We start from the raw sequence: 9,279 nt of genomic DNA, 5'->3' as shown, positions 1-9,279 counted from the left end.
CCCTCCTCCCGCGCGAACGCCCGCTCCCCCCACCGCAGCGCGGGCACCGTCCGCACCAGGCCCGTGGCGTCCCGCTCCAGGACATGCACCTCCGCGATCCGGCGGCGGCCGGAGCGGTCACGGACCAGGTGGAGCACCACGGACAGGGCGGCCGCCAACTGGCTGTGCAGCGCGGCGCGGTCGAGGCCAGCGGCCGTGGCCAGCGCTTCCAGGCGGGCGGGGACGTCCCCGGCGGTGTTGGCGTGGACCGTGCAACAGCCGCCCTCATGACCCGTGTTGAGCGCGGCGAGCAGATGGACGACCTCGGGTCCGCGCACCTCTCCGACGACCAGCCGGTCCGGCCGCATCCGCAGGGCCTGGCGCACCAGGTCCTGAAGGGTGACCAGGCCCGCGCCCTCCTGGTTCGCGGGCCGGGTCTCCAGCCGGACGACATGCGGATGGTCGGGTCTGAGCTCGGCGGAGTCCTCGGCGAGCACGATCCGCTCGTCGGCGCCGACCAGGCCCAGCAGGGCGCTGAGGAGCGTCGTCTTGCCGCTGCCGGTGCCGCCGCTGACCAGGAAGGACAGCCGGGCGGCCAGCAGGGCGGCGAGGATCCGGTCGCCGCCTGGTGGGACCGTGCCGGCCGCCACCAGTTCGGCGAGGGTGAAGGCCCGGGGCCGTACCACCCGCAGGGCCAGGCAGGTGCAGCCGACGGCGACCGGGGGCAGCACGGCGTGCAGCCGGGTGCCGTCGGGGAGCCGGGCGTCCGCCCATGGCCGGGCGTCGTCCAGCCGGCGTCCGGCCACCGCGGCCAGCCGCTGCGCGAGGCGTCGTACCGCCGCCGCGTCGGGGAAGGTGACCGGCGTCAGCTCCAGGCCGCCGCCCCGGTCCACCCACACCCGGTCGGGCGCGGACACCAGGACGTCGGTGACCTCGGGGTCGGCGAGCAGCGGCTCCAGGGGCCCGCTGCCGACGAGTTCGGATCTCAGCCGCTCGGCCACCCCGAGGATCTCGGCGTCCCCGAGCACCCGCCCCTGTGCGCGCAGCGCCTGCGCGACCCTTGCCGGGGTGGGTTCGGCACCGCTCTCGGCGAGCCGTCGGCGCACCCCGTCGAGCAGGGCGGCCTGGTCGAGCGCCGCGAAGCTCACCGCGCACCCCCGGACTCCACCAGCGCCCGCTCCCAGAACCCCGTGCAGAACCGGGCCAGTGGGCCGCGCCCGCTCGCGCCCGGCGGTCTCCCGCCGCCCCTCGGCCGCAGCAATCCGGGTTCCACCGGCACCTCCCCCGCGAGCGGCAGGCCGAGCAGACGGGCCACCTCGCGGTCGTCCAGACCGGGTGCGTACGGGCCGCGCACCGCGACCCGCAGATCGCGGACGGCCATGCCGACGGCGGCGGCGATCCGGCCGGCCGCGGCGACCGCGCGCAGTTCGGCGGGGACGACGAGGAGGGCCAGGTCGAGCTGGGCGAGGACCTCGCCGACCCCCTCGTCCAGGCGGCGGGGCAGATCGACCACGACGGTGCCGCCGCGGCGCCGGGCGGCGGCGAGCACCGCGCGCACGGCCTGGGGCGGCACGGCGACGCAGTCGCCCCGGTCCCAGCTGAGCACCCGCAGGGAGTGCAGCGCGGGCAGCGACTCCTCCAGGGCGCCGCCGCCCACCCGCCCCCGGGAGGCGGCGAAGGCCGGCCAGCGCAGGCCCTCGGCGCCCTCGCCGCCGAGCAGCACATCGAGCCCGCCGCCGAGCGGATCGGCGTCCACCAGCAAGGTGCGCAGCCCCTCGCGGGCGGCGGTGACGGCCAGCGCGCAGGCCAGGGTGGACGCGCCGGCCCCGCCCCGGCCGCCGATCACGCCGACGGTGAGGGCCGGGCGGCCGACCCCCTCGGCGACATCGGCGATCCGGTCGACCAGCCATTGCTCGCCCTCGGGGAGGATCAGGACATGGTCGGCGCCGATCTCCATGCCGCGCCGCCACACGTCCGGGTCGTCCTGGTCCCGGCCGATCAGCACCACCTGGCGCCGACGCGCGGCCCCGAGCAGCCGATGAGCGGCGTCGTCCCCGACCAGCACGAGCGGGGCCGCCGCCCAGGTGTCCCCCTGGTCGGGGACGCCGTGGTGCACCTCGGGGGTCGCGCCCGCGGCCGCGCACAGACGCAGCAGATCGTCCAGGAGCGCGGCGTCCTCGGTGACGATGAGCGGAGTGCCCCCGCAGGCGGGCGGTGGGTCATGGGTGATGGTTCCGGACACGGTGTTCCCCCTTCGCCGCGCGGCCCCGTGGCCACGCGATTTCCCGACATCTGGAGAACCGGTGGGCGGCTTCCATATGAACGGCGACATGAACGGCGAGATGAAGGCCGACCGGAATCGGCCATACGCCTCCCGCAAACGGAACCGGCCGTGAACTCGCCGCGGCGGGAGTGCGTGGGAAACACGGTGCGGCGATCCGCGAAATAATGTGGATCTTGGTGGAAAACCGTGGACAACTCAGGCCCTGTGAATAACTCCGTCACCCGAACCGGTGACGCCGGTACCGACCCCTGTGCGGCATCCACAGCGCAGCCCTACGATTACCCGGAGTAACGGATCATGGACGCGCGGAAGCGGCGGTCGCGACGCGGAAGCGCCGGCCGCTCGGCCGTACGAGGGAAGGAAAGAGGCGGAAAAACCCGTCCGGACATGCGACGACCCCCGCCGGGGGGGAGAGCGGGGGTCGTCCCCACGGCCGACTCGGGGGGGGAGGAGCCGGACCGGGTTAGCACGGTCGCGAACGATCCGTGACTTCCATGGTGTACCCGAGAGCCTTCTCAGGCAAACCCACGCGCCACACCTTACGCCGAATGGTGGGCGCCTATGCTCGGGGACGTGGAAAACCACTCCTTGCCTCGCGCGGCGGCCTTCTTCGACCTGGACAAGACGGTCATTGCGAAGTCCAGCACACTCACCTTCAGCAAGTCCTTCTACCAAGGCGGGCTGATCAACCGCAGGGCCGCGTTGCGCACCGCCTATGCCCAGTTCGTGTTCCTGGCCGGCGGTCTGGACCATGACCAGATGGAGCGCATGCGCGCCTATCTCTCGGACATGGTCCGGGGCTGGAACCAGCAGCAGGTGCGGGAGATCGTCGCCGAGACCCTGCACGACCTGATCGATCCGATCATCTACGACGAGGCCGCCTCGCTCATCGAGGAGCACCACACGGCCGGCCGGGACGTGGTCATCGTGTCCACCTCGGGCGCCGAGGTGGTCGAGCCGGTCGGTGAACTCCTGGGCGCGGACCGGGTGGTGGCCACCCGCATGGTCGTCGGCGAGGACGGCTGCTTCACCGGCGAGGTGGAGTACTACGCCTACGGCCCGACCAAGGCGGAGGCGATCCGGGAGCTGGCCCTCTCCGAGGGCTACGACCTCGACCGCTGCTTCGCCTACAGCGACTCGGCGACCGATCTGCCGATGCTCCAGGCGGTCGGGCACCCGCACGCCGTCAACCCGGACCGGGCACTGCGCCGCGAGGCCGTCGCGCGCGACTGGCCGGTGCTGGAGTTCCGCCGCCCCGTCCCGCTCAAGAAGCGGCTGCCCACCCTGTCCGTACCGCCGCGCCCCGCGCTGGTCGCGGCGGCGGCCGTGGGAGCGGCCGCCGCGACGGCCGGACTCGTCTGGTACGCCAACCGCCGCCGCGGCACCGCCTGACGGGCCCCGCGCGGCGCCCGCACGCACCGCCTGACGGGCACCGCCCGACGCCGCACGCACCACCGGACGCCCGCCGCCCGCCACCCGAGGCCCCTTTCACCCCTGCTCGCTCCTTTCACCCCTGCTCGCGCCGGAAAGTAAAGAAGTGCGAGCAGGGGTTCCGCTTGCCCCCACCGCGCGGTACAAAGAAATCAGCGGCCCGCGCGACCATGGACATCCGAGAGGATCCCCAGTCACTACGCATTTGGCCCACGGACCACTGCATGAACACCGGGCACCCACGCGACGTCGACCCGTCGAATACGGGCCAGCCGCACCAGGTACGGGCAAAGTCCCCGTCCTGATGGGCGAGTTATCGAGGACGCTTGGTAACCCGGTGCTCATGCCAGCGGCGGTACGAGAATTCGTACCGCCGCATCTCTGTCCGCACCCCGGTGCGAAACCTCAAGGCCTCAGGCCGCGCCGCGCTGAAGCGCCTCGCACACCGCCGTCGACTCGCGCACCCCGAACTCGACCGCGCGCCCGCAGTGCGCGATCCACGCCGCCATGCCCTCGGGAGTGCCCGAGACATAGCCCTCCAGCGCCGCCAGGTACTCGGCGCGCCCCTGCTCCGCGTGGCCGACCTCGGCCGGGCAGACCGCCTTCGGGTCCAGGCCGCTGCCGATCAGCACGATCCGCTCGGCGGCGCGCGCGACCAGCCCGTTGTGCGAGGTGAAGGGGCGCAGCGCGAGCAGTTCGCCGTGCACCACGGCCGCCGTCACCAGGGCCGGGGCGGAGCTGCCCGCGATGATCAAGTCGGCGAGGCCGTCCAGCCGCCCGGAGACCTCCCGCGCGTCCGGCAGCGGCAGCTCGATCAGCGGCTCGTCCACCGCCTCACCGGCCTGGCGCGGCCGGCCGACCCGGCTCTCGTCGCTCGCCGCGGCCACCAGGTGCAGCCGGGCCAGCACCCGCAGCGGTGACTGCCGCCAGATGGACAGCAGTTGGCCCGCCTCGGCCGTCAGCCGCAGGGCCGCGCCCATGACCCGCGCGTCGTCGTCGGTGCCGAAGTCGGTGCGCCGCCGTACCTCCTCCAGCGCCCAGTCGGCGCCGGACAGCGCCGCCGAGCCGCGGGCGGCGCGCAGGGCCGCCTCGGAGGTGACCGCGTTGCTGCGGCGGCGCATGATCCGGTGCCCGTAGACCCGGTCCACGGCCTTGCGCACGGACTCCACGGACTCGGCCACGCCGGGCAGTGCGCCCAGGGCCGCGAGCGGATCGGCTGTCGTACTCATGAGTACGACAGTACGCACCCGATCGGCAGACCCCTCGAATGAGTGGTCTTCTTCACTCAACCATGCCACCTACAGCTATCACGCAACTACGCTTGGTGAACATGAAAATTGCTTTCGTCGGGAAGGGCGGGAGCGGCAAGACCACGCTCTCCTCCCTTTTCATCCGCCACCTCGCCGCGTCCGGGGCCGCCGCCGTCGCGATCGACGCGGACATCAACCAGCACCTCGGCCCCGCGCTCGGCCTGGACGAGGCCGAGGCGGCGGCGCTGCCCGCCATGGGCGAGCGGCTGCCGCTGATCAAGGACTATCTGCGCGGCAGCAACCCGCGCATCGCCTCCGCCGCCACCATGATCAAGACGACCCCGCCGGGGCAGGGTTCGCGGCTGGTGCGGGTGCGCGAGCCCAACCCGGTCTACGACGCCTGCGCGCGTCCGGTGGAGCTCGACGGCGGCGCCGTCCGTCTGATGGTCACCGGCCCCTTCACCGACGCCGATCTCGGTGTCGCCTGCTACCACTCCAAGACCGGGGCGGTGGAGCTGTATCTGAACCACCTGGTCGACGGCCCCGACGAGTACGTGGTGGTCGACATGACCGCGGGCTCGGACTCCTTCGCCTCCGGCATGTTCACCCGCTTCGACATGACGTTCCTCGTCGCCGAGCCGACCCGCAAGGGGGTCTCCGTCTACCGCCAGTACAAGGAGTACGCCCGGGACTTCGGCGTCGCCCTGAAGGTCGTCGGCAACAAGATCCAGGAGCAGGACGACATCGACTTCCTGCGCGCGGAGGTCGGGGACGACCTGCTGGTCACGGTCGGTCGCTCGGACTGGGTGCGGGCCATGGAGAAGGGCCGACCGCCGCGGTTCGACCTCCTGGAGGAGGCCAACGCCCGTGCGCTGGCGACCCTTCGGGCCACCGCCGACGCCACGTACGAGCGGCGGGACCGGGAGCGCTACATGCGCCAGATGGTGCACTTCCATCTGAAGAACGCCGAGTCGTGGGGCAATGAGCGCACCGGGGCCGACCTGGCGGCGCAGGTCGACCCCGGCTTCGTGCTCGGCGAGGGCGTCGGGGCGAGCCTCGAAGCGGGCGTGTCGGCTCCCGTCTAGAACCGCTCGTCCGGCGACTCCGGCCCGCCGCCTACCCCTTGACGGCCGGCGCCCCGGGGACTCCCTTGGGCGCCGGGGCCGGGTGGCCGGAGAGGTAGGACGCCCAGCCCTGCTTGGGCGCCTCACCCACCTTCAGGCTCCGCAGTTTCTCCAGGGTCTTGGGGTCCTGGGCGTCCAGCCAGTCGGCCAGCTGATGGAAGGAGACGCAGCGCACCTCGGGCTTGCCGCAGACCTTCTTCACCACGTCCTCGACGGCGTGCATGTACGTGCCGCCGTTCCAGGACTCGAAGTGGTTGCCGATGACCAGGGGTGCGCGGTTGCCGTCGTAGACCCGGTCGAAGCCCTGGAGGAGGCTGTCGCGTACCTGGTCGCCCCATTCGCCGAACTTGTCGGGGTCGCCCTGGGTCTTGGTGCCCGACTGGTTGATCATGTAGTTGTAATCCATGGTCAGCTCTTCGAAGTTGTGCCCGGGGAAGGGGACCAGCTGCATGGACAGGTCCCACAGGCCGTTCTTCTTCTTCGGCCAGAGCTGGTTGTCGATCCCGCTGGAGTCGTAGCGGAAGCCCAGCTGGCGGGCCGCCTGCACGAAGTTCTTCTGGCCCTCCAGGCAGGGGGTACGGCCGCCGATCAGCTCCTTGTCGTAGTCGAAGGGCAGCGGGGCCGCGTTCTTCATCCCGGAGTTCGTCTTCCAGTTCTCCACGAACTGCTTGGCCTGGGTGATCTCGCTCTTCCACTCGTCCACCGACCAGGTGCCGACCCCGCCGTCGGGCCCGCAGAAGTGGCCGTTGAAGTGGGTGCCGATCTCGTTGCCCTCCAGCCAGGCGAGCCGGGCCTGCTTGACGGTGTCGCTGATCCCCTGCTGGTCGTTGAAGCCGATGTCGGAACTGCCCGGCGAGTGCTGCGGGGGCTTGTAGAGGTCGCGTTTGTCCTCCGGCAGCAGGTAAACACCGCTGAGGAAGAACGTCATATTGGCGTTGTTCTCCTTGGCGACCTTGCGGAAGTGCGAGAACAGCTTCTGGCTGTCCTCGCCCGCGCCGTCCCAGGAGAAGACGACGAACTGCGGGGGCTTCTGACCCCGCTTCAGCCGCTCGGGCCTGGGCAGATGGGGCTGCGTACCGGTGTACGCGGTCGATCCGTCGCCGATCAGCCGGAGCACGCTCTTGGGTGCGGGTGCCGCGGGCGCCCCCTTCTGCGGGCCGGACGCCCCTCCCTGCACAGCATGGGTGCCGCTCCCGCACGCCGCGAGCGAGACGGCACAGGCCGCGGCGACCACGCCGACGGCGATCCTCTGGTTGGCGGCCATGTTCCGCCCACCTTCTTCCTTCTCTCAGACGAACGCTGACGAGGGCTTTTGTGGTGATCCGCCGAGTTTGAACCGACGGCACCGCCCAAGATCACACGGACCCGAGAAGGAACGAGGATGACAAGCCGATCAAATGACTTATTCACCATTCCGAGGGATCGGCTAGGTCATTTGCTCCGAAAAGATATGAATGATCTTTACGTGGCATTGCCGATCCTTTGCGAATCGTTACTCCATCCCTTCCCCTCTCGATCGCATAGGTCTAAACCAATTTTTCCGACGACCCTTGTCACCGCCCCCTCACGTCTGATGAGCTGTGGCCTGGGACACATCGGACACCCTCGAAAGGCGGATGTCGTGAGCAATGAGAGCCTGGCCAACCTGCTGAAGGAAGAACGCAGGTTCGCGCCCCCCGCCGACCTGGCCGCACACGCCAACGTCACGGCGGAGGCGTATGAGCAGGCCAGGGCTGACCGGCTCGGCTTCTGGGCCGCGCAGGCCCGCCGGCTGACCTGGGCCACAGAACCGACCGAGACGCTGGACTGGTCGAACCCCCCCTTCGCGAAGTGGTTCAAGGACGGCACCCTCAACGTCGCCCACAACTGCGTCGACCGGCACGTCGAGGCCGGCCACGGGGACCGGGTCGCCATCCACTTCGAGGGCGAGCCCGGCGACAGCCGCGCCATCACCTACGCCGAGCTCAAGGACGAGGTCTCCCGCGCCGCCAACGCCCTCCTCCACCTCGGCGTCCGCAAGGGCGACCGGGTCGCCGTCTACATGCCGATGATCCCCGAGACCGCCATCGCCATGCTCGCCTGCGCCCGCATCGGCGCCGCCCACTCCGTCGTCTTCGGCGGCTTCTCCGCCGACGCGCTCGCCACCCGCATCAAGGACGCCGACGCCAAGGTCGTCATCACCAGCGACGGCGGCTACCGCCGCGGCAAGCCCTCCGCCCTCAAACCCGCCGTCGACGAAGCCGTCCAGAAAGCCGGCACCGTCGAACACGTCCTCGTCGTGCGCCGCACCGGCCAGGACGTCGCCTGGAACGACACCCGCGACATCTGGTGGCACGACCTCGTCGCCGCCCAGCCGGCCGAACACACCCCCGAGGCGTTCGACGCCGAACACCCCCTGTTCATCCTCTACACCTCCGGCACCACCGGAAAACCCAAGGGGATCCTGCACACCTCCGGCGGCTACCTCACCCAGACCGCCTACACCCACTGGGCCGTCTTCGACCTCAAACCCGAGACCGACGTCTTCTGGTGCACCGCCGACGTCGGCTGGGTCACCGGCCACTCCTACATCGTCTACGGCCCCCTCGCCAACGGCGCCACCCAGGTCATGTACGAGGGCACCCCCGACACCCCCCACCAGGGCCGCTTCTGGGAGATCATCCAGAAATACAAGGTCTCCCTCCTCTACACCGCCCCCACCGCCATCCGCACCTTCATGAAATGGGGAGACGACATCCCCGCCAAGTTCGACCTCTCCAGCCTGCGCATCCTCGGCTCGGTCGGCGAACCCATCAACCCCGAAGCCTGGATCTGGTACCGCAAACACATCGGCGCCGACCGAACCCCGGTCGTGGACACCTGGTGGCAGACCGAGACCGGCGCCATGATGATCTCCCCCCTGCCCGGCGTCACCGAGGCCAAGCCCGGCTCCGCACAACGCCCCCTGCCCGGCATCAGCGCCACCGTCGTCGACGACGAGGCCCGTGAGGTCCCCGACGGCGGAGGCGGCTACCTCGTCCTCACGGAGCCGTGGCCCTCCATGCTGCGCACGATCTGGGGCGACGACCAGCGCTTCAAGGACACCTACTGGTCCCGCTTCGAAGGCAAGTACTTCGCCGGCGACGGCGCCAAGAAGGACGACGACGGCGACATCTGGCTCCTCGGCCGCGTCGACGACGTGATGCTGGTGTCCGGCCACAACATCTCCACC

Annotated in this window: 7 protein-coding genes; 3 read left to right on the top strand and 4 right to left on the bottom strand. The window is 70.9% G+C overall.

Annotated features, from left to right (window positions below; all coding sequences use genetic code 11):
* Both CCN72_RS34695 and ssd read right to left on the bottom strand, forming a co-directional pair.
* Window positions 1-1,127, bottom strand: a 1,127-nt coding sequence (locus tag CCN72_RS34695; RefSeq protein WP_086812321.1) for a TadA family conjugal transfer-associated ATPase, incomplete at its 3' end; no start/stop codon positions are given.
* On the bottom strand, window positions 1,124-2,221 hold the full coding sequence (gene ssd / locus CCN72_RS34690) for a septum site-determining protein Ssd (protein ID WP_086812320.1): 1,098 nt from the start codon (window positions 2,219-2,221) through the stop codon (window positions 1,124-1,126). The genes CCN72_RS34695 and ssd, both read right to left, overlap by 4 nt.
* A 603-nt stretch (window positions 2,222-2,824) precedes the next feature.
* On the opposite strand from ssd, the gene CCN72_RS34685 reads away from it, so the two are divergent.
* Entirely contained in the window at window positions 2,825-3,655 is an 831-nt protein-coding gene (locus tag CCN72_RS34685) for an HAD family hydrolase (RefSeq protein ID WP_086812318.1), read from the top strand.
* Between the two features lie 452 nt (window positions 3,656-4,107).
* On the opposite strand, the gene CCN72_RS34680 is transcribed toward CCN72_RS34685, so the two are convergent.
* On the bottom strand, window positions 4,108-4,923 hold the full coding sequence (locus CCN72_RS34680) for a Fic family protein (protein ID WP_085565850.1): 816 nt from the start codon (window positions 4,921-4,923) through the stop codon (window positions 4,108-4,110).
* Window positions 4,924-5,024: 101 nt separating this feature from the next.
* Here CCN72_RS34680 and CCN72_RS34675 point away from each other — a divergent pair, with 101 nt between their 5' ends.
* A complete protein-coding gene (locus tag CCN72_RS34675; protein ID WP_208638178.1) occupies window positions 5,025-6,029 on the top strand; it encodes an ATP-binding protein in 1,005 nt (334 codons plus the stop codon).
* Window positions 6,030-6,060: 31 nt separating this feature from the next.
* On the opposite strand, the gene CCN72_RS34670 is transcribed toward CCN72_RS34675, so the two are convergent.
* Window positions 6,061-7,332: a polysaccharide deacetylase family protein gene (locus CCN72_RS34670; protein ID WP_086812314.1), complete on the bottom strand. Its 1,272-nt coding sequence runs from the start codon at window positions 7,330-7,332 to the stop codon at window positions 6,061-6,063.
* A 357-nt stretch (window positions 7,333-7,689) separates the two neighbouring features.
* Here CCN72_RS34670 and acs point away from each other — a divergent pair.
* A partial coding sequence (acs, locus tag CCN72_RS34665) for an acetate--CoA ligase (RefSeq protein WP_086812322.1) occupies window positions 7,690-9,279 on the top strand: 1,590 nt, incomplete at its 3' end.

Source organism: Streptomyces murinus, from assembly GCF_002154555.1.
In the GTDB taxonomy this organism is placed as follows: domain Bacteria; phylum Actinomycetota; class Actinomycetes; order Streptomycetales; family Streptomycetaceae; genus Streptomyces; species Streptomyces murinus.
Note: the sequence above shows the minus strand (reverse complement) of the source record. Positions and strands in the feature narration are given on the sequence as shown.